Source organism: Roseateles chitinivorans (assembly GCF_050632235.1).
Classification (GTDB): Bacteria; Pseudomonadota; Gammaproteobacteria; order Burkholderiales; family Burkholderiaceae_C; genus Roseateles; species Roseateles chitinivorans_A.
Window position 1 is genome coordinate 5,655,986 of sequence record NZ_CP192584.1, and the last position, 17,872, is coordinate 5,673,857.

Genomic DNA, 17,872 nt, shown 5'->3' on the forward strand with positions numbered 1-17,872 from the left:
GAACACCGTGCGAGGCACGGCAACAGCCTGTAAACCGTGCAACTTCACACGGTTTTAGTTCTTCAGGCCGGGCTTCAAGTACTTGTCCAGGAATTCCAGCATCTTCTGGTTGGCCTCGATCTGGTTCTTCTTCTTCGAGAAGCCGTGACCCTCGTCGTCGAACACCACGTACTCGACCGGCACGCCGTTCTTCTTGACGGCCTCGACGATCTCATCGCTCTCGGGCTTGATCACGCGCGGATCGTTCTTGCCCTGGATCACCAGCAGCGGCTTGCGGATCTCCTTGGCATGGAACAGCGGCGAGGTCGCGATCAGGAAGTCCTTGTCCTTCACCGGATCGCCGATCTCCAGGTACAGCGCCTTGCGGAAGCTCTCCCAGTACGGCGGGATCGACTCCAGCGTGCGCAGCCAGTTGGACACGCCGAAGATGTCGATGCCCACCTTGAAGGCTTCCGGCCGGAAGGCCATCGCCGCCAGCGTCATGTAGCCGCCGTAGCTGCCGCCCATGATGCCGATGCGTTCGGGATCGATGACCCCGGTGCCGGCCAGGTAGGTCTTGGCCTCGATGCAGTCCCACAGCGGCTCGCGGCCGTGCTTGCCGTCGTCGGCGGTGAAGAAGGTCTTGCCGTAGCCGGAGCTGCCGCGGTTGTTGATGCCCAGCACCGCGTAGCCGTGGTTGACCAGGTACTGCACCATCGCCGAATAGCCGCGCGTGGTCTGGCCGCCCGGCCCGCCGTGCACCATCACCACGGCCGGCACCTTGCGGGTCGGCGAGGCCTCCTTCGGCTCGTAGTAGACCGAGGGGATCTCCATCCCGTCGAACGAGCGGAAGCGCACGATGCGGCCTTCGACGAGTTCCTCCGGATCGATGTCCTTGGACAGCGTGCGCGTCAGCTGCTTCACCTGCTTCGTGCCGAAGTCGTAGACATAGAGGTTGCTCGGCGAGCGGTCGCCGTTCAGGTAGAACGCCATGCGCTGGCTGCTCTTCGAGAAGGTCACGCCGCGCAACTCGCCGCCGGGCAGCTTGGGCAGCGTCACCGGCTTGCCATCGGCGGTCTGCACGATGCGCAGTTCCAGGCTGGCATCGGCGTTGATGCCGGTCACGCGGTAACGCCCGTCGCGCGAATAGCTGCTGTAGACGATGTCCCAGTCCGCCTTCTCCAGGTCGCGCTTCTGGCCCGAGGCCAGGTCGTAGGCGATCAGGCGCTGGAACTCGGAGCCCTCGTTGGACAGGATCAGCAGCGTCTTCGATTCCGGGTCGAAGTCCGTCGTGCTGAACGAGGCCACGCCCTGGTGCGGCGTCAGATGCTTCGTCTCCTTCGACTGCGTGTCGTACAGGTAGACGTCCGAATCCGCGGTCGTGTTGGTCTTGCCCAGCGCCACCCAACGGCCGTCGCCGCTGACGTCGAACACCGCGTTGCCGTCGTTGTTCTGGTAGATCAGCGTGCGGGCGTAGGTCTTCGCGTCGTAGCGGTAGACGTCGATGTAGCGCGCGTCGCGCTCGTTGGTCGTGACGAAGAAGGCGTCGCCGTCGCGGCTCCAGCCGGCGAAGCCGGCCTTGACCTTGTCGCCGGGGGTCAGGTCGCGCTCGCTGCCGTCGAGCTCGCGCACGATCAGGTGGTTGTTCTCGTTGCCGCCCTGGTCGCGGGTGAACAGCACGCGGTCGTCGGTGCGGAAATAGCCGACGGAGTAATGGCTCTCCGTCGTGGACTGGGTCAGCGCCACCGGCTCGCCGCCGTCGACGGACTGGCTGTAGACGTTGAAGATTCCGGTGGCATTGCTGCTGAACAGGATGCGGCGCTCGTCCTGCGAGAACGACGCGCCGCGGACGGACGTCGTCGCCATGAACTGCTCGATCGTGTAGGGCTTGGCCGGTCGCGGCTGCGCGGACTTGGCCTGCGCCTTGGCGGTCGCGGCCGTCGCGGGGGTCTTCGCGACCTTCTCCGTCGCGGCCTGCGACGGCATCGCGGTCATCGCGCCCAGCGCCAGACACAGCGCGGTCAGCGCCAGACGCGGCGCGCCCTTCGGGGACAACTTCGTCATCGGGGATCTCCTCTCCTGATCGGTCCCGGGGACGTCCCGGGATCCCCCGACTGTAGGCATCAGGGTCAGGCTTTGACCATCCCGGCTTTCACGCGCTGCTCCCTGCCCCGACAGGCCGCATCCAGGCGCGATGAACGGGAGACGACGGGGTCGTCAGGGCCGCCGGTAGCGCGGCACGCCCGCGACGTAGCTCGCCACCAGGTTGCGATCGTCCGACAGCGTCATCCAGGCGAAGGCGCGTTCATGCGGGTCGCGCGCCAGCGCCATTCGGGCCTCGGCGACCGGGCCGGCGGCCCAGTCCCAGATGCAGACGTCGGCCAGCGTCTTCGCACCGAAGTGGCCCAGCTCGTCCGCCAGCCCCAGCGCCTCGGCCGCGCCGAGCGTCGCCGCATGCAGTCCCGCCCACGCCGTCAGCCGCTGGCCGTTGAGGGCCTGCACCTTGTAGCCGTCCGCCAGCGTGCGCTGCGCCGACAGCGAGGTCCCGCCGCCCACGTCGCTGGCCGCGCTCACGCGCACGCCTGCGGCGAGCGCGCCGGGCCAGTCGAACAGGCCGCTGCCCAGGAACAGGTTGGACGACGGGCAATGCGCGATGTGGGCGCCCGTGCGCGCGACGACGCGGCGGTCCTCGTCGTCCAGCCAGATGCCATGCGCCAGCACCGCGCGCGGATGCAGCAGGCCGACGCGGTCGTAGACGTCGAGGTAGCTGCGCGCCTCGGGGAAGAGCTTGGCCACCCACTCGACCTCGCCGCGGTTCTCCGCGACATGGGTCTGCATGTAGAGGCTGGCATCGGCGCGGCACAGCGCGCCGGCCATCGCGAGCTGCTCGGGCGTGCTCGTCGGGGCGAAGCGCACGGTGACCGCGTAGGACAGCCGCGCCCGCTGATGGTGCCTGGCGATGAGGTCGAGGCAGTCGCGCTCGGCCTGCTTCACATCGTCCCGCAGCGCCTCCGGCGCGTTGCGGTCCATCAGCACCTTGCCGGTGATGAGGCGCATGCCGCGCTCGGCGGCGGCATCGAACAGCGCATCCGCCGAGACCTTGTGCACCGTCGGATAGACGACCGCCGAGGTCGTGCCGTGCGCCAGCAGCGCGTCGAGGAACCGACCCGCGCCGATGCGCGCGACCTCGGGGTCCTGGTAGCGCTGCTCGGCCGGGAAGGTGTAGGTGTTGAGCCAGTCCAGCAGCTCGGTGCCGTAGGACGCGATCACGTCCAGCTGCGGGCTGTGCACGTGCGTGTCGACGAAGCCCGGCAGGATCAGCCGGCCGCTGTGGTCGTGACGGACCCAGCCCTCGCCCGGATCCTCGGCCTGTGCGCCGACGATGCGGCCGTCCTCGACCAGCAGCCAGTGATCCGGACGGAAGCGCACGGCGGGGTCGTCCACGCGCGCCCAGTGCGGCGCGGCGGTGAAGTCCAGCAGGTCGCCTTTCAGGGCCAGGCGTGCCGGAACGGCGGATCGGTCGGTCGTCATGCGGTCAGGAATGGAGAGTCGGACAAAGGGGGCGGAAGAACGGGTCGGGCATCAGGCGGCCGGCTTCACAAGCTCGCGCGCGACATCGCGCACCTGCTCGCGCAGCCAGCGCAAGGGCGCGCTGTTGTGGCTGACGTCGTGCCACAGCTGGTAATAGGTCATCGGCGGGAATGCCACCGGGCAGCGCAGCACCGTCACCGGCAACTGGTCCAGGTAGCGGTTGCAGAACAGCCGGCCGGTGGTCAGCACCAGCAAGCTGCGCGCCACCATTTGCGGCAACTGGCCGAAGTGGGCGCAGCGCACCGCGATGCGGCGCTCCAGCCCGAGCGAGGCCAGGTGCTGCTCGATCACGCCCGGCTGGCCGCGGCTCAAGGGCATCGGCGCCAGATGCTGGCAGTCGAGGTAGCGCTCCTGCGTCCAGGCTCGCGGCGCCATCCGCGCGGCCGGATGGTCCTGGCTGACCAGGCAGACGACCTCGTCCACCAGCAGCCGGCCCATGTGGAGCTCGCCGGGCGGCTCCAGCCAGTTGCCGATGACGAGGTCCACCTCGCCCCGCGCGAGCGAGGCCCGGTAGTCGAAGTCCGCGTTCAGCGGCTGCAGGTCGAGCTGCACGCCCGGCGCCTGGCGCTGCAGATGGGCCACCAGCATCGGCAGGAACAGCGGGTCGAGGTAATCGCTGGCGGCGATGCGCAGCCGCAGCTCGGCGGTCGCGGGATCGAAGCCGGTCTTGCGCAGCCGCGCGCCGAAGAGCTCGTCGGCCTCGCGCAGCAGGCGCTCGGCGGGGCCCAGCAGCTCCAGCGCGGTCGCGGTCGGCGTCATGCCGGCGCCGCTGCGCACCAGCAGCGGATCGCCCGTCAGGGTGCGCAGACGCCGCAGCTGCGCGCTCAAGGCGGGCTGCGTGCTGCCGAGCCGCATGGCGGCCCTGGACACACTGCGCTCGGAAATCAAGGTATGCAGGACCCGCACCAGAAGGAGGTCGATCTTGTCGAAGTTCAGCGCTTCCGACATGGCCGATGGCATATGGATGTCATAAGCCGCATCGTATAACCATGGCGATGTCAGAGGAGTACCGTTCCGGGTAATTGCATCCGGCGGCACCGGTGCCCCCTCGCCCGCTTCTTGCTTGCCCGCCAGCGGTCCTTCCGGTCTGCCAGCCCGCTCATCCGCGCTCATCCGTCTTCCCGTCCATGACCTCTCCCCGTCCGATCCGCTTCTTCCACCAGGGTCAGCTGCAGTCCGTGTCCGGACTGCCGCCGACGACCACGGTGCTGCAGTACCTGCGTGAGCACGCCCACTGCGCCGGCACCAAGGAAGGCTGCGCCGAAGGCGACTGCGGCGCCTGCACGGTGCTGGTCGGGGAGCTGGATGCGGACGGAAAGGCGGTCGGGCTGCGCAACGTCAACGCCTGCATCCAGTTCCTGCCGATGCTCGACGGCAAGGCGCTGCTGACGGTCGAGGACCTCGGCCACAGCGCCGACCTGAACCCCGTCCAGCAGGCGCTGGTCGACTGCCACGGCTCGCAATGCGGGTTCTGCACGCCCGGCTTCGCGATGACGATGCAGGCGATCTACGAGCGCCACCAGGCCTGCGGAACGCGGCCGGAGCGTCAGGCGCTCGCGGACGACCTCGCCGGCAACCTGTGCCGCTGCACCGGCTACCGGCCAATCCTGGACGCGGGCGAGCGCATGTTCGACGCGCCGGTGCGCACGATAGCCCGCCAGCCCATCGTCGAAGCGCTGCGCGTGCTGGCGGAAGATCCGCCGCTCCACTACGAGGCGCCCTCGCGCGCCGGTTCGCCGCAGCGCGTCTTCGCGCCACGTTCGATCGACGAGTTCGCCGTGTTGCGCGAGGCGATGCCGCAGGCGCGGCTCGTCGCCGGCGCGACGGACGTCGGTCTCTGGGTCAACAAGCAGCAGCGCGAACTCGGCGACGTGATCCTGACGGGATGCGTCGACGAGATGCGGCGCATCGACGCGGTGACGGCGCAGGACGGCACCACGCTGCGCGTCGGCGCCTCGGTGACGCTGGAAGACGCCTGGTCCGCGCTGACCGCGCGCGTGCCCGCGCTGCGCGAGTTGTGGCTGCGCTTCGCGTCGCCGCCGGTGCGGCACGCCGGCACGCTGGGCGGCAACATCGCCAACGGCTCACCGATCGGCGACGGCGCACCCGCGCTGATCGCGCTGGGCGCGCGCATCGTGCTGCGCCGCGGCGCGACGCAACGCACCCTGCCGCTCGAGGCCTTCTATCTGGACTACATGAAGAACGCGCTGGAGCCCGGCGAGTTCGTCGAGGCGCTCGAGGTCCCCACTCCACCGCCGGGCACGCGACTGCGCGGCTACAAGCTCGCCAAGCGTTACGACAGCGACATCTCCGCCGTCTGCGCGGTGCTAAGCCTGCGGCTGGAGGACGGCGTCGTGCGCGATGCCCGCTTCGCGTTCGGCGGCATGGCCGCGATCGTGAAGCGCGCCGCGAAGGCGGAAGCCGCCGTCACCGGCCGCGCCTGGGACGAGGCGGCGTCGATCGCCGCGGCCGCCGCGTTGAAGGACGACTTCAAGCCGATGACCGACCTGCGCGCGAGCGCCAGCTACCGCGAGCGCACCGCCGCCAACCTGGTCCGCCGCTTCTGGCTGGAGACCCGCGCCAACGCGCCGGTCGCCGCCGGGTCGAGCAGCGTCTGGCAGGCCGTCAACCTGCAGCGGAGCGTCGCATGAACAAGCCGTCGGAACTGCCGGCCGGCTTCGCGGCCGACGCACCGCCCACCGCACTCAACGCACCGCCCACCGCGCTGCAGCCGCAGGTCGGCGTCAGCCGCGCGCACGAGGCCGCGCACCTGCACGTCAGCGGCGAGGCCACCTACATCGACGACATCGCCGAGGCCCAGGGCACGCTGCATGCGGCGCTCGGCCTCTCGCCGATCGCGCACGGAAAGCTCGTCTCGATCGATGTCGAGCTGCTGCGCCGGCAACCGGGCGTCGTCGCCGTGCTCACCGCCGCCGACATCCCCGCCGAGAACAACTGCGGCCCGCTGCTGCACGACGATCCCATCCTCGCCGACGGCGAACTGCGCTACGTCGGCCAGCCGGTCTACGCCGTGATCGCGACCGATCGCGAACTCGCGCGCCGCGCCGCCGCGATGGCGAAGCAGGCCATCGTCGGCATGCCGCTGCCGGCGGTGCTGACCGCGCGCGAGGCCCATGCCATCGGGCAATACGTCATCCCGCCGATGCACCTGGCGCGCGGCGATGCGGCCACGGCGCTGGCCGCTGCCCCGCACCGGCTCGACGGCGAATGGGCCGTCGGCGGACAGGAGCAGTTCTACCTGGAAGGCCAGATCAGCTACGCGCTGCCGCAGGAAAACCAGGCGCTGCTGATCCACTGCTCGACGCAGCATCCGTCGGAGATGCAGCAGCTGGTCTCGCATGCGATGGGCTGGCAGTCGCATCAGGTCACGGTGCAATGCCGGCGCATGGGCGGCGGCTTCGGCGGCAAGGAATCGCAGTCGGCGCTGTTTGCCTGCGTTGCGGCCATCGCGGCGAACAAGCTGCGCCGTCCGGTCAAGCTGCGCGTCGACCGCGACGACGACTTCCTCGTCACCGGTCGCCGTCACGGCTTCGACTACCGGTGGTCGGTCGGATTCGACGACGAGGGGCATCTCCTCGCCGCCGAGATCGACCTCATCTCCAACTGCGGCCACAGCGCCGACCTGTCGGGACCGGTGATGGCACGCGCGCTGTGCCACTTCGACAACGCCTACTGGCTGCCGAACGTCTCGATGCACGGCTACGCCGCGAAGACGAACACGCAAAGCAACACGGCCTTCCGTGGCTTCGGCGGCCCGCAGGGCGCGCTGGCGATCGAGATGATCCTCGACGGCGTCGCGCGACGATTGGGTCTCGATCCGCTCACGGTGCGGCAGCGCAATTTCTATCGCGACGGCCAGGACGTCACGCCCTACGGCCAGCGCGTCGAGGACAACCAGATCCGTCCGCTCACGGACGAGCTGGTCGAGACGTCGGGCTACCACGCGCGACGCGCGGAGATCGCCGCGTTCAACGCGGCCAATCCGGTGCTCAAGCGCGGACTCGCGTTGACGCCGGTGAAGTTCGGCATCTCGTTCAACGTCGTCCACCTGAACCAGGCGGGCGCGCTGGTGCATGTCTACACGGACGGCTCGGTGCTGGTGAACCACGGCGGCACGGAGATGGGCCAGGGGCTCAACACCAAGGTCGCGCAGGTGGTGGCGCACGAGTTAGGGGTGCCGGCGCTGCAGGTGCGCGCGAGCGCAACCGACACCAGCAAGGTCGCCAACACCTCGGCGACGGCGGCGTCGACCGGGTCGGACCTGAACGGCAAGGCGGCGCAGGACGCCGCGCGCAAGATCAAGCAGCGCCTGAAGCCGCTGGCGGCGCGGCTGCTCGGCTGCGAGGAAGCCGCGCTCGTCTTCGACGGCGGCGAGGTGCGCGTCGATGCGCGCGCCGATGGCGCCGGCGACGGTCATCGCGAAGGCCTCGACGGCCCGAAGGCGATCAGCTTCAAGGACCTCGTCGCCAAGGCGTATCTGGAGCGCATCCAGCTGTGGAGCGACGGCTTCTACGCGACGCCCGGCTTGCACTGGGACCGCGCGAAGCTGCAGGGCCACCCGTTCTACTACTACGCCTTCGGCGCGGCGGTGGCGGAGGTGCTCGTCGACACGCTGACCGGCGAGATGCGCGTGCTGCGCGCGGACGTGCTGCACGACGTCGGCCAATCGCTGAACCCGGCGCTGGACATTGGCCAGGTCGAGGGCGCGTTCGTGCAGGGCCAGGGCTGGCTGACCAGCGAGGAGCTGGTGTGGCATCCGCAGTCGGGTCTGCTGCTGACGCACGCGCCGAGCACCTACAAGATCCCGACGGCCAACGACATGCCGCAGGACTTCCGCGTCGCGCTCTACGACGCGCCGAATGCAGCGGACAGCATCCACCGCTCGAAGGCGGTCGGCGAGCCGCCGCTGCTGCTGCCGTTCTCGGTGCTGCTGGCGATCAAGGACGCGGTCGCGGCCTGCGGGCCCGAGCGCTGCGATTCGCCGCTGCGCGCCCCAGCGACGCCGGAGGCGGTGCTGGATGCGATCGACGCCGTCCTGAATCGGATCAGTCTTCAGACCTCGACCGGATAAGGTTCCCGTCGGTCCGAGGCAGCCCCCTCCCCATGCCTCTTCGTCATCGGTGGGATGAAGCAGGATTCGGCGAGGCGCAAATTCAGCATTCTTCCGATGCCATGCCAGGGAGCGCCCGGATACGTTGGGACCCGCGGACTTCGCGCCCAGTCCGACGAGAGCGACCGCCATGAAGCACCACCTCCCGCCTTCCGCCTCCTCCCGCCAGAGGACCACCGCCGCGGCTGACCGGACGTCACGTCTGGACGCTGCCGCGAGACCGGAATCGGCGTTTCAGCGCAGGGTCGACGACTCGCCCCGTCAGTCATCCGAGCGCCAGCGGCTTGACACGATGACGGCAGGGCCGCGGACAGCGGCACAGGCATCGCCCGGGGCCCGTTCCGATCGCCCGGTCGCGCAGTTTGCCCGCTACATCAAAAGCATCCAGAACCCCGACAACATGGATGGCGAGATCACGCGGCTGACGGGCACGTCGCCGTTGGATACCGGCACCTTCGGCGGGGACAACGAGTACGGCCAGGCGCTGGAGATCAACAAGTGGCTGGCCGGGGGCGCAGGCATCAGCACCACCCACTACAACCCCGGACAGAACCAGTACTACTCGCCGGTCGGCTTCGTCGTCGACGTGCCCGACGGGCAGGTCCTCGGACACTTCGAAGGCGACGGCAGCACCTCGCTGCTTCATGAAGGTCGGCAGCAGTACTGGCGCGCCTTCGAGGCCATCCGCGCCGCGATGCTCGATGGCGGCGTCATCCAGGGCGCGATCGACGGACAGGGATACGGCGGCGATTTCGCCGCGCCGGTGACGGACCTGATGACGGCGAAGACGCTCAAGGGCCGCATCGAAGCCTTCCTGGGCGACGGCGCCGTGTCCGCCGACGCCAAGGCCGCGGCACGGACCGTCGTCAAGCGGTGCGCCACGGCGGCCCTGCAGGATCACTACCAGAACAACGGATTCAACCACCCGCTGGGGCCCGGCAGTCCGAATGTGCTGAGCGCGCTGGAAGCCAATCTGGTCGGACTCGCGCCGGGCCAGGGCTATCAGAATCTGGCCCAGGGACGGGAGAACAAGTACACCGAATCGCAAGTGCACGCGGAACTCCCGCAGGTGGTCGGCGCCTTCTATGCCGCGGAGCCCGGGCAGTATCCGGCCGATCTCATCAACGCGCGCTGGTTGATCGCCAATGCCGACTGGCAGGCCAATCGGCTGGCGGATGCGCGGAACTTCAACCAGAAGTTCACGGCGGCGGGAAACAACCAGGTCGAACTGATGCACCTGGCCGGGGGCCGCCTGGCCAACGGTCCGGCGCCCGGGGCCTCGATCTTCCCGCCGTCCTTCTATGTCTGGGCCCTGGCGATCGTGGGCATCGCGCTGCTCTACAAGAACAGTGGCGAGCTGATGGCCCTCTATCGGCGGTACATGGCCGGACGCTAGCCCGCCTCGCGCGACCTCAGCGGAACAGCTGACCGCTGGCAACGAGGCGGACCGTCCGGAGGAAAAGCACCGCCAACGCCCCGCTCAGGATCGCCAGCAGCACCATCGCCAGCCCCTGGAGCGCCGCGCCGCCCGCGTGATGCGCGTACTTCAGCGCCGCGCTCGCCAGCGCCGCCATCGGGAAGCTGATGCCCCACCAGGCGGGTGAGAACGCGATGCCCGGGCGGAACACCTTGGGCGCAATCACCAGGAACAGGAACAGCCCGAAGTAGAAGAGCACCGCGGCGAAACGGTCGACCCCGCCGACGAGGTTGGTGTACGCGAGGAATCCCACCTCGAAGGGGGCGACCAGCATCATCAGCGACGGCGTGACCGCCGGCGCGAGCGGCTCGCGATGCACGAGGCGGCTCACGATCATCACGAACAGCACCGGCGCCAGCATCGCGCCGAGCGCACCGGCCACGAGGGTCATCTCCGGCGCCCAGGCCATCGGCATGTCCCGGCCGGTCACCGCGATGTCGAGCGTCGCCACGCCGGAGAGCAGCCATGCGGGCATCACGAGCGGGGCGTCCAGCTGCCCCTTCAGCAGCCGCGACACGGCGATGAACGCGAGCGCGAACGCTCCCAGCGCGCCGACCGTCCAGAGCGCGTGTGCCGCCGAGGCGGCGTAGGGCTCGATCAGCGAGGACAGCAGCAGCAGCGAGATCGCGATCGTGCCGAAGAAGTTGCCGCCCACGGGATGCTGGAACTCGGCGCTCACGGCGTGAGGATGCCTCGCCAGCTTGACGAGGTAGCCGGCGGCCATCAGCACGAACACGGCGACCGCCAGCGCGCCGACGGCCTCACCGATGAAAGCGGGCGCGGCGAAGGCCTGGTGGGCAAGCCGCCATGCGATCGCCAGGCCGGACAGTCCCATCACCGACGCGAAGAGATTCACCGGCAGATGGCGGATCGACGCGGCGACCGGAACGGCGGACGCCGCGAGACCGGGCGTCAGGGGCATGGGAGGCGAGGCGTTCATGTCATCGTCCTTTGGCTGGATTTGCTTGGCTGTTCATTTTCTGCCAAGCTCCTCGGCGAGTGCCTGTCGACAGCACGTCGATTCCTGCCAATCACCGGGCCTTCCCCGCCATGCGCATCGCCATCCTCGCCTTCCCCCGTTTCCAGCTGCTCGACGTGGCCGGGCCCGCCGATGTCTTCGCGGAAGCCTCCCGACAGCTCGGCGACGCCAAGGCGTATCAGGTCCGCCTGATCGGCACGGACGCGGGGCAACTGAGCAGCAGCGCCGGGCTGCGGATGGCCGTCGACGCGACCGTCTCGACGTTCCGGGGCCGCATCGACACGCTGCTCGTCGCGGGCAGTCCGCGGCGCGACGACATGGCGGTCGACGACGACCTGCGGCGCTGGCTGCAACGCCAGGCCCGCAGCGCCCGCCGCTACGGTTCGGTCTGCACGGGCGCCTTCGCCCTGGCGTCGGCCGGGCTGCTGGACGGCAAGCGGGTGGCGACGCACTGGAACTCCACCGACCTCCTGGCCGCGGACCATCCCGACGCCTGCGTCGAGCCCGACGCGATCTACGTGAAGGACGGCAATCTCTTCACCTCCGCCGGCGTGACCGCCGGCATGGACCTGGCGCTCGCGATGGTCGAGGACGACCACGGGCGCGAACTCGCGCTGCGCGTGGCCCGGCAGCTGGTGATGTTCCTGAAGCGGCCCGGCGGCCAGAGCCAGTTCAGCGCTCACCTCGCCGCGCAGACGGCGGAGCGCTCCGACGTCGGCACGATCCAGGACTACGTGCTCGCCCACCTGCGCGCGGACCTGTCCATCCCGGCCCTCGCGGCACGCGCGGGCATGAGCGAGCGCACCTTCGCGCGCGTGTTCCGGAACGAGACCGGCACGACGCCCGCGGAGTTCGTCGAGAACGCCCGCATCGATGCCGCACGCCGCCTGGCGGAGGACTCGGACCTGCCGGCGAAACGCCTGGCCGATGCGGTCGGCTACGCGAATGTCGACGGCTTCCGCCGGGCCTTCAGCCGGCGCCTGGGGCTCACGCTCGTCGAGTACCGGCGGCGGTTCGCGTGACGCGGTCGATGCCGATGCCGACGTAGATGTCGACAGAGATGCTGATGCTGCCTCCACGAGGCCCGGCTACCGGCCCGACCTGAAGTTCCGCTGAAGATTCCCGCAGGACGGACGGTCCGTCGTCGCAAGCCCGACCGATCGCGCCCGTGGCTAGGATCCCGCCTTCCCTTGAGAAGGTCGCCGGCGCCCGTCGCCCGGCAGCGACCGCGCCGACATGCTTGAACCTTCCCCGGCGTCGCGCTGGACCCGGCCGGTCGCGGCCGCGCTCCTGTGCGGGCTGCTGCTCCTGTCCTTCGTGCTGGCCCATGACGGCCGACGCATCGCGCAGGTCGCGGTGCTGGCCCTCCCCGCCCTGCTGTGGTTGCGACTGCCCGTGAGCGACCCGCGCTGGCGTCGCGTCCGCCTCGTGGCGGTCGGCGCGGTGCTGGTGCTCTTCCTGCTCGACAGCGCCGTCCGGGCCTTCCTGCAAGCCAGCTACCGCGCACTGCCCGACAGCGCGCTGGTCCTGTCCGCGGTGGCCAACACGACGCCGCGCGAGGCCCTCGAGTACGCGGCGTCGCAGGGCGCGTCGCTCGCCGGTCAGGGCGCGCTGCTGGCGGCGGTGATCGCCGGCGCCCTGCGCCTGCTGGCGGTCTGCAACCGGCACGGGGCCGCCTTGCGCCGCCCGGAGCGGTGGGGCATGGCGCTGCTGGTGCTGGTCTGCGTCGCCAGCCTCGCCATCAAGCCCTGGCGCCGGCATCACCCGCTCGTGTACTGGCCCGCCTGGACGGCATCTGCCCAGGCGCTGCAGCGCGCCTGGGCGGACCAGCAGCAGCAACGGGACGCGCTGCTGTCGAATGCGCGCCAGGCCGGCGTGCGCTTCACCGGGACCGGATCGTCGACCGTCGTGCTGGTGCTCACCGACAGCGTCAACCGCGACAACATGAGTCTCTACGGCTACGCCCGGCCGACCACGCCGCAGCTGGTCGCGCTGCAGCAGGACGAGCGGGAGCGGATGCTCACCCTGCGCCATGCCTGGTCGGTCGAGCCGGGCACGGTGGCCTCGCTCAGCGGCCTCTTCAGCTTCGGCGCGCGGGACGCGGACGACCCGGTGGACCGGACGCACCACGTGCTGGCGCTGGCCCGCGCCGCGGGCTACCACGTCTGGTGGATGAGCAACCACGACGACACCGCCATCGAGCAGCAACATGCGCGCCTCGCCGACTCGCTGGAGATGATCAACCGGGAGCCCGGCCGCTCCGGCGCCAGCCTGGACGGGAAACTGCTCGACTGCCTCGAGGAGGCCTTGTCGGATCCGGCGCCGCGCAAGCTGATCGTCGTGCACCTGCTGGGCGCGCATCCGCACTACCGGCTGCGGGCGCCGGCCGACGCGCCGGTGATGGCGGTCGCGACGGATTCGATCGACGCAGAGATGGTGGACGAGGGACGACCCGCGTGGCTGCGCGCGTCCCGCCGCGCCTACGACCGCGCGATCGCCTATCACGACACCGTGGTGGCGGAATCGCTGCGCCTGACCCGCCGGCATGCGCCCCGGGACGGCGACGCGGCCTGGATGTTCCTATCGGACCACGGCCAGGAGGTGGGCCACGACATCAGCCACGCCGGCCACAGTCCCGGCACGCCGGCCGGATACCGGATCCCGGCGCTGCTGTGGCGCCAGGGCGCGGCCTTCGATCCGCTGGCGGCGGGTCGACCGTTCCGCGTGGACTGGGCCGGCTGGACGCTGACCGATCTGATGGCGCTGGAATGGCCAGGCGCCCGGCACGACCGCAACGTCCTGGATGCCCGGTATGTCTGGCAGGCGCCGCGACTGGCGGCGCCGGTCAAGCGCTTCGACCAGTAGTCGTTGCATCGCGGCCAGCGGCCAGTCGGCGGACAACGGACGGCCGGCGAGCAGCACTCGCGCGATGACCTGGATGCGTGCCCTACGCCTTCGCCGGCGGCTGGGGCGCGAGGTATCCCGCCATCAGGAACAGCGCGCCCATGCCGAGCAGGCTGCCGACGATGCCCATCGGCGACAGCGCCAGGCTGCCCAGCGACAGCAGCAGCTTGACCGCCGAGCCGGCCAGGACGGCGGCCGAGACCTGCCAGGCCAGGCGGCGACCGCCGCGCGTGCTCAGGAACAGGAAGGCCACGCCGACGGCAGCCAGCGCCACCGGCAGCAGGTAGCTGCTCCAGGCGAGCAGGAAGGCCTGCTGCGGCGTATCGGTGAGGCCGCGGACCACCACGTAGCCCATCGCCACGCCCGCCGCCGTGGCGGCAACGCTGCGGACCTGCGCGGGCACGCCGTCGCCGAGCTTCCACCAGGTCACCAGCGCGGCATAGAACGATGCCGCCGCCAGCACCCATTCCACGCTGTTCGTGCCTGCATCGGGCCAGGCCGCGAGCACCAGCGGGATAGCAGATCCCAGCAGCGCCGCGTGCGCCACGCTGGCGGATGTGATGAAGAACTCCTTGGCCGACGGCGCATCGACGCGCAGCCGGCGCGACCCATGAGCGAAGGCCGCTGTGCCGGCCACCGCGAGCAGGGCGACCAGCACCCAGCTGCTGTTGAAGACGAAGGCCACGAGCGCCGGCAGCAGGTGCGCGAGCCAGAGCAGCGCCTTCGCGCGTTCCGCCGCGCCGGGGCTGAGCGTCCGGCGCAGCGACAGGAAGGCCGCCGCCGCGCCGAAGACCACGGGCGCCATCACCGCGGCGAGTGCCAGCACCAGCGGCGCCTCCCGCGCGATCGTCAAGGTCAGCAGCCACCCCGCGGCCAGCACCACCGCGTAGATCGCTCGCACGAAGACGACGTCGGGCGGCTTCGCCTCTCCCGTGTCCTGCGCCGGCTGCGGCGCGGGGCGACCCATCCGATGTGCCAGCGCGGTCGCGGCGAGCATGATCAGCGTGAACACCGGCAACAGGTGGAATTCGAGCCCGGCGTAGCGGTACGAGAACGCCGCGGCGGCGGAGACCGTCACGGCCGCTGCCAGCGCCGCGTCGACCGCCCTGCCCTCTCGCTGCATCCGCAGCGACATGGCAAGACCTGCCACCAGCAGCAGCGCGACCGGCCACAACGCCGGCACGTCCATGACGGCGACGGCACCGATGGCGAAGAGCAGACGCGCCAGCACGCGCCGGATGACCGACTTCGCGCGCGTCGTGAGCATCAGGACGGCGCCCTCGGCGAACAGGCCGAAGCTCGCGACCGACCGCGCCAGATCGCCTTGCACCAGTCCGGCCGCGACGCTCAGCGCGCTCAGCACCCAGGCGGTCTCGCGCAGCGCCTGCTGCCGGAACAACTTGAGGCCGATGAAGGCGAGCAGCGCCGCCGTGACAACGGCGACGACCAGGAACGCGGTCGGCGTGAGCAGCCAGCTCTCCAGCGCCAGGAACACGACGGCGGTCGTCGAGAAGCAGGCGCTGAGGATCGGGATCTCGCGCGCCGGAGTGGACGACACGTCGCCGCGCGCCACCTCGGCGGGACTGTGACGATGCGCCCAGGCCAGGGCCCAGCCCGCGAACTGGACGACGTAGGCCAGCAGCAGCGCCTGCTGCTGCCACGCGGGCAACGCGGGCTCGTGACTCGCACCGACGTAGGCCAGCGAGGCCAGGCCCGTGGCGCAGACGTGGGCATGGATGCCGATCTCCTGCCAGCGGCGCGACAGGCTCACCCACAACGCGAACGCCGTGACGATGAGGCCGTAGCCCAGATTGAAGAGCAGCCCCGCATGGCCGTACATGGCCAGCAGCGGCGCGGCATAGGCGCCCAGGAAGCCGACGCCGGCCAGGACCTTCGCGTCCTCCTTCAGCGCGCGATACACCAGCGTGCCGGAGATCGCCGTGAAGAGGAGCAGCGCGACGGTCGGCGGGACGACCTCGTACACCGACGCGCCGACATAGGTCGCGAGGAAACCGATGGCTGCGGCGCCGCCCTGCACGACCTGACCCCACAGCGTGTTGCGCGCGCTCAGTCGGATGCCGGCGACACCGAGTGCCACGCCCACGCCCCATCCCATCGACACCTTGGCGATCGGCGACAGCAAGTGGCCCCATTCGATGGATCGGAACAGCACCACGAAGCCCAGCAGCAGCAGGACGATGCCGGCGACGGCGAAGAGGTTCCTGCGCAGCAGGTCGAAGAAGGCCACCTGCCACTGCGGCGTGGTGGGAGTCGCGGACGGTGTGGGGATGGCGCGTGGTGCCGACGGTACGGACGATGCAGGCGCGGCAGCGATCGGCGCCGTGGCTGAGTCGAGCGCAGCCGTCGCCGCCGTCACCGACAGGGGCATCGACTGTTCGCTGTGCTGAGGAAGGGGCGACGTCACTGCTGGCGGTGCGACGACGGCCGCCGTCGCAGGCGTTGCAGGCGGCGGTGCCGGCATCGACGTCGACGAAGTCGGCTCTGCGGTGGACTTCACCGCTGCCGCTGCGACCGCCGGTTGCGCGATGCCCTGCGGCGCCTGCCGCGCCGCGTTCTGCGTCGCGAGCTGTTCCTCCAGGACCCGGACGCGCCGCTTCACTTTGGTGAGTTGCCACCACAGATAGCCCAGGGCGGCGAGCAGGCAGAAAGCTTCGAAGGAGTCCATGTCGCGCGCGGCCGGAGCAGGTCGGGGGAAGGCTCGAAGTGTCTTTCAGGCGCGAACCGCGTCAATGGACGAAAGTCCTGGGGTAGCGCGCGGCGCTCCCGGCCGGGTCACGCCACGGCTTGCATCCCTGCTCTCGCCGCGGCCCACGCCAGTCCGAACGGCAATCGCGGCGGTCCGAACACGAAATGCAGGACACGGCGCCTGCTGGTGCCGACGGACTTCGACGACGCGTGCAGCGTCAGCGGGCGCATGACCAGCGCGTCGCCCGCCGCGGCGAGGCAGGTGGACTCGCCCCGGTCGGCACGGACCGCCGCAGCCGCCTCCGGCGAGAGCACACCCAGCCGGTGCGAACCCGGCACCAGACGCAGCGGTCCATCCTCCGCGCCGCAGGCATCGACGTGCAGGCGGACGGCGATCAACTGTTCCAGGACCTCCGGCGGCGGTTGCACGAACACCGTGCCTTCCTTGTCGGACCAGCCCCGCAGCACCGGCGCCTCCACGCGTCGCGCCACCGGGATGCTCAGGTCCTGATGCAGGGCGACCAGCCAGTTGCGATCGCTCGACTTCTCGAAGTAGGTGCACTGCACGGCGACGTGGTCCTCCGGGATCAGCGACCGCAGCACGCGATGCGCCTGCAGCGTGGTCGCCAAAGCGGCGATCTCCGGTCGATCCAGCAGGCAGCGGGAGCCGCCCACGGCGCCCTCGCGCAACATCACCGGCGCCAGCGCCTTCAGTTCCCCGGGATCGACCACGGACTCGATCAACGCGAATCCGCCGGCCTCGAAAGCGACATCGACACTCATGCGGCGCATTCTGCGGGAAATGAATTCCACGCTCGCACGTGAGCGATTCAGCGTCAGCGCGCCGGTCGAATCGCCAGACGCAAACCCGCCAGCAGTCCCAGTGCCAGGAGTCCCGCGCCCAGTCCGATCTCCTCGGAGCCCGCACTCATCACCCCGAGCCCGAAGACGATGGCGCCGATCAACGTGATCGTCGCGGCTTCGAAGCGGGTCGTCTTCCGCTTCACCTCGAAGCCGGACAGCTTGACCAGGCCGAGGATCATGGCGAGCAGGATCAGCACACCGGCAACGCCGGCGATGGAACTGAACAGGATTTGCATCGTGA

The 17,872-nt window shown here is 70.2% G+C and carries 12 protein-coding genes; 5 read left to right on the forward strand and 7 right to left on the reverse strand.

Going from position 1 to position 17,872, the window contains the following annotated elements; translation table 11 throughout:
- Positions 1 to 54 precede the first annotated feature (54 nt).
- The 3 genes from ACQ859_RS25820 to ACQ859_RS25830 all read right to left on the reverse strand — a co-directional run bounded on the left by ACQ859_RS25820 (position 55) and on the right by ACQ859_RS25830 (position 4,518).
- A complete protein-coding gene (locus tag ACQ859_RS25820) occupies positions 55 to 2,043 on the reverse strand; it encodes a prolyl oligopeptidase family serine peptidase (RefSeq protein ID WP_431263359.1) in 1,989 nt (662 codons plus the stop codon).
- Between the two features lie 153 nt (positions 2,044 to 2,196).
- Positions 2,197 to 3,510 (reverse strand): guanine deaminase, encoded by a 1,314-nt coding sequence (gene guaD / locus ACQ859_RS25825; protein WP_431263360.1) that lies wholly within the window; start codon positions 3,508 to 3,510, stop codon positions 2,197 to 2,199.
- A 51-nt stretch (positions 3,511 to 3,561) separates the two neighbouring features.
- A complete protein-coding gene (locus ACQ859_RS25830) occupies positions 3,562 to 4,518 on the reverse strand; it encodes a LysR family transcriptional regulator (RefSeq protein WP_431263361.1) in 957 nt (318 codons plus the stop codon).
- Between the two features lie 179 nt (positions 4,519 to 4,697).
- On the opposite strand from ACQ859_RS25830, the gene xdhA reads away from it, so the two are divergent.
- The 3 genes from xdhA (at position 4,698) to ACQ859_RS25845 (ending at position 10,097) form a co-directional block, all read left to right on the forward strand.
- Positions 4,698 to 6,221 (forward strand): xanthine dehydrogenase small subunit, encoded by a 1,524-nt coding sequence (xdhA, locus tag ACQ859_RS25835; RefSeq protein WP_431263362.1) that lies wholly within the window; start codon positions 4,698 to 4,700, stop codon positions 6,219 to 6,221.
- Positions 6,218 to 8,662 carry a xanthine dehydrogenase molybdopterin binding subunit gene (gene xdhB, locus ACQ859_RS25840; RefSeq protein WP_431263363.1) on the forward strand — a complete coding sequence of 815 codons (2,445 nt, stop codon included), beginning with the start codon at positions 6,218 to 6,220 and terminating at the stop codon, positions 8,660 to 8,662. Before xdhA ends, xdhB begins: the two co-directional genes overlap by 4 nt.
- A 439-nt stretch (positions 8,663 to 9,101) precedes the next feature.
- Positions 9,102 to 10,097, forward strand: a complete 996-nt coding sequence (locus ACQ859_RS25845) for a hypothetical protein (RefSeq protein ID WP_431263364.1) — start codon at positions 9,102 to 9,104, stop codon at positions 10,095 to 10,097.
- Between the two features lie 16 nt (positions 10,098 to 10,113).
- Here the strand turns inward: ACQ859_RS25845 and ACQ859_RS25850 are convergent, their stop codons facing one another.
- Positions 10,114 to 11,118 (reverse strand): SLAC1 anion channel family protein, encoded by a 1,005-nt coding sequence (locus ACQ859_RS25850; RefSeq protein ID WP_431263365.1) that lies wholly within the window; start codon positions 11,116 to 11,118, stop codon positions 10,114 to 10,116.
- Positions 11,119 to 11,228: 110 nt separating this feature from the next.
- On the opposite strand from ACQ859_RS25850, the gene ACQ859_RS25855 reads away from it, so the two are divergent.
- Together ACQ859_RS25855 and ACQ859_RS25860 are read left to right on the forward strand one after the other, a co-directional pair.
- Positions 11,229 to 12,179 (forward strand): GlxA family transcriptional regulator, encoded by a 951-nt coding sequence (locus ACQ859_RS25855; protein WP_431263366.1) that lies wholly within the window; start codon positions 11,229 to 11,231, stop codon positions 12,177 to 12,179.
- A gap of 214 nt (positions 12,180 to 12,393) precedes the next feature.
- Positions 12,394 to 14,022, forward strand: coding sequence for a sulfatase-like hydrolase/transferase (locus ACQ859_RS25860; RefSeq protein WP_431263367.1), 1,629 nt, complete (start codon positions 12,394 to 12,396; stop codon positions 14,020 to 14,022).
- A gap of 82 nt (positions 14,023 to 14,104) precedes the next feature.
- Here ACQ859_RS25860 and ACQ859_RS25865 read toward each other — a convergent pair whose 3' ends face one another.
- The 3 genes from ACQ859_RS25865 to ACQ859_RS25875 form a co-directional block, all read right to left on the reverse strand.
- A complete protein-coding gene (locus tag ACQ859_RS25865) occupies positions 14,105 to 16,747 on the reverse strand; it encodes a DUF2339 domain-containing protein (protein WP_431263368.1) in 2,643 nt (880 codons plus the stop codon).
- 107 nt (positions 16,748 to 16,854) lie between these two features.
- Positions 16,855 to 17,550 carry a phytanoyl-CoA dioxygenase family protein gene (locus ACQ859_RS25870; protein WP_431263369.1) on the reverse strand — a complete coding sequence of 232 codons (696 nt, stop codon included), beginning with the start codon at positions 17,548 to 17,550 and terminating at the stop codon, positions 16,855 to 16,857.
- A gap of 53 nt (positions 17,551 to 17,603) precedes the next feature.
- Complete coding sequence (locus tag ACQ859_RS25875) at positions 17,604 to 17,867, reverse strand: hypothetical protein (RefSeq protein WP_431263370.1); 264 nt, start codon at positions 17,865 to 17,867, stop codon at positions 17,604 to 17,606.
- Positions 17,868 to 17,872: the final 5 nt, after the last annotated feature.

Coding starts and splice junctions, on each gene's coding strand:
- ACQ859_RS25820 (WP_431263359.1), bottom strand. CDS start 2,043: ATGACGAAGTTGTCCCCGAAGGGCGCGCCGCGTCTGGCGCTGACCGCG.
- guaD (WP_431263360.1), bottom strand. CDS start 3,510: ATGACGACCGACCGATCCGCCGTTCCGGCACGCCTGGCCCTGAAAGGC.
- ACQ859_RS25830 (WP_431263361.1), bottom strand. CDS start 4,518: ATGTCGGAAGCGCTGAACTTCGACAAGATCGACCTCCTTCTGGTGCGG.
- xdhA (WP_431263362.1), top strand. CDS start 4,698: ATGACCTCTCCCCGTCCGATCCGCTTCTTCCACCAGGGTCAGCTGCAG.
- xdhB (WP_431263363.1), top strand. CDS start 6,218: ATGAACAAGCCGTCGGAACTGCCGGCCGGCTTCGCGGCCGACGCACCG.
- ACQ859_RS25845 (WP_431263364.1), top strand. CDS start 9,102: ATGGATGGCGAGATCACGCGGCTGACGGGCACGTCGCCGTTGGATACC.
- ACQ859_RS25850 (WP_431263365.1), bottom strand. CDS start 11,118: ATGAACGCCTCGCCTCCCATGCCCCTGACGCCCGGTCTCGCGGCGTCC.
- ACQ859_RS25855 (WP_431263366.1), top strand. CDS start 11,229: ATGCGCATCGCCATCCTCGCCTTCCCCCGTTTCCAGCTGCTCGACGTG.
- ACQ859_RS25860 (WP_431263367.1), top strand. CDS start 12,394: ATGCTTGAACCTTCCCCGGCGTCGCGCTGGACCCGGCCGGTCGCGGCC.
- ACQ859_RS25865 (WP_431263368.1), bottom strand. CDS start 16,747: ATGGACTCCTTCGAAGCTTTCTGCCTGCTCGCCGCCCTGGGCTATCTG.
- ACQ859_RS25870 (WP_431263369.1), bottom strand. CDS start 17,550: ATGAGTGTCGATGTCGCTTTCGAGGCCGGCGGATTCGCGTTGATCGAG.
- ACQ859_RS25875 (WP_431263370.1), bottom strand. CDS start 17,867: ATGCAAATCCTGTTCAGTTCCATCGCCGGCGTTGCCGGTGTGCTGATC.